Raw genomic sequence first — 1,750 nt, 5'->3', positions numbered from 1 at the left:
CCCTTCCCCCGCCCATGATGATGGATCCCGCTGCGATGCTCGGGCCGCCGCCTCAAGCCGCCCAACCGCAGAACGCGCCGCAATGATGAAACACTCGACGATCCTGGCCGTTTTCCTGGTCGCCGCGCTGGGCGTGAGCGGCTGCTCGACCGTCAGCCGGCTTAACCCGTTCGACAAGAAGGATGAAGGCCCCGCCGAACTGGCCGGCGAGGGGCAGCGGATCTCGATCATTCCGCCGGATCAGGTCCTGGAGCCTGCCGCGGCCCTCAAGGGCGTGGATTTCGCCCTCCCGCCGGTGGAGAAGGTTGCAGCCTGGCCCTTGCCGGGTGGCTCGCTCGAACAGGTGGTCGGCAATGTGGACGCCGCGCCGGACCTTTCGATCGTCTGGCGCAAGAGCTTCGGCCAGGGCGTCAAGCGCGGTCGCTACCTGACCGCCCCACCGGTGGCGGCGGACGGCAAGGTGTTCGTGATGGACGCCGAGGGTCGCGTGGCGGCGATGGACGCCCGCTCTGGCGCCCAGCTGTGGCGCACCGCCACCAACCCAGGCGACAACAAGCGTGACCGCCTGGCGTTCGGCGGCGGCGTCGCCTATGCCGACGGCAAGCTCTATGTCTCGTCGGGCTACCGTCAGGTGCTGCAGATGGATGCGGGGACCGGGACGGTGGGTTGGCGGGCCAAGACCAGTGAGTCGATCCACGGCGCACCGACGGTGTCGGGTGGACGGGTCTTTGTGGTGGCGCTGGACAACACGCTGCTGACCTTCGACTCCGCCACTGGCGCACCGTCCTGGACCTATCAGGCGCTGTCGGAATCCTCGCGCATCCTCTCGGCGTCGAGCCCGGCGATTTCGGGCGATACCGTGGTCGCCGCCTTCGGCTCGGGCGAACTTGTGGCGCTGCGGACCACAAACGGCAACGATCTGTGGAACGAGGCGCTGTCGCGCGCCAGCCGCACCAGCGCCCTTTCGGAAATCCGCGACATTCCGGGCCGTCCGGCGATCTACCAGGGCGATGTGTTCGCGGTGAGCCACTCCGGCGTGTTCGCCGCCACGGACCTGCGTACGGGGCAGGCGCGCTGGACCCTGCCAGTGGTGGGCGTCACCGCGCCACTGCCGGCCGGCGACGTGGTCTACGTGGTGTCAAAGACCGGCGAGGTGATCTGTGCGTCGCGCGAAAATGGCCAGATCTTCTGGATGCGATCTCTCAATGAGGGCTTCAAGTCCAAGCGCAAGGGCGGGGTTTTCGGGATTGGCGGCCAACGACAGAACCGCCCGATCTGGTCGGGACCGCTTCTGGCCAACGACCGCCTGTTGATCGTGGGCCAGACTGGCGAGATGGTGGTTCTGAACGCCAAGACCGGCGAGATCACCAAGCGCGTCGACCTGAAGGGCGCCTCCATCATGTCTCCGATCGCGATGGGCGACATGGTCTATGTTGTGACCGAGGAGGCCGATCTGATCGCTATCCGCTGATCAGACAGGTACACTGCCGCCATGGCGCTCAAGATTGCGATCGTAGGGCGGCCGAACGTCGGCAAGTCCACGCTGTTCAACCGACTGGCCGGCCGCAAACTGGCGATTGTCGATGACCAGCCGGGCGTCACCCGTGACCGTAGGTTCGGGACCGGTCGGCTGGGCGATCTGGACCTGGAGCTGATCGACACCGCCGGGTTCGAGGACGTCACCGACGAGAGCCTGGAAGCCCGGATGCGCGCCCAGACCGAGCTGGCGGTGGACGAGGCCGACGTCTCC

General features: G+C 67.1%; 2 protein-coding genes. Both read left to right on the top strand.

Features of this window, described 5'->3' with window-relative positions; all coding sequences use genetic code 11:
• Positions 1-82: 82 nt before the first annotated feature.
• Positions 83-1,471, top strand: coding sequence for a PQQ-binding-like beta-propeller repeat protein (locus RMO97_RS15455; protein WP_310541935.1), 1,389 nt, complete (start codon positions 83-85; stop codon positions 1,469-1,471).
• Between the two features lie 21 nt (positions 1,472-1,492).
• Positions 1,493-1,750 (top strand): GTPase (locus RMO97_RS15450; protein WP_310541934.1); only part of this gene is annotated, 258 nt, incomplete at its 3' end.

This window comes from Phenylobacterium sp., from assembly GCF_031425575.1.
Lineage (GTDB): Bacteria > Pseudomonadota > Alphaproteobacteria > Caulobacterales > Caulobacteraceae > Phenylobacterium.
Note: the sequence above shows the minus strand (reverse complement) of the source record. Positions and strands in the feature narration are given on the sequence as shown.

Coding starts and splice junctions, on each gene's coding strand:
- RMO97_RS15455 (WP_310541935.1), top strand. CDS start 83: ATGATGAAACACTCGACGATCCTGGCCGTTTTCCTGGTCGCCGCGCTG.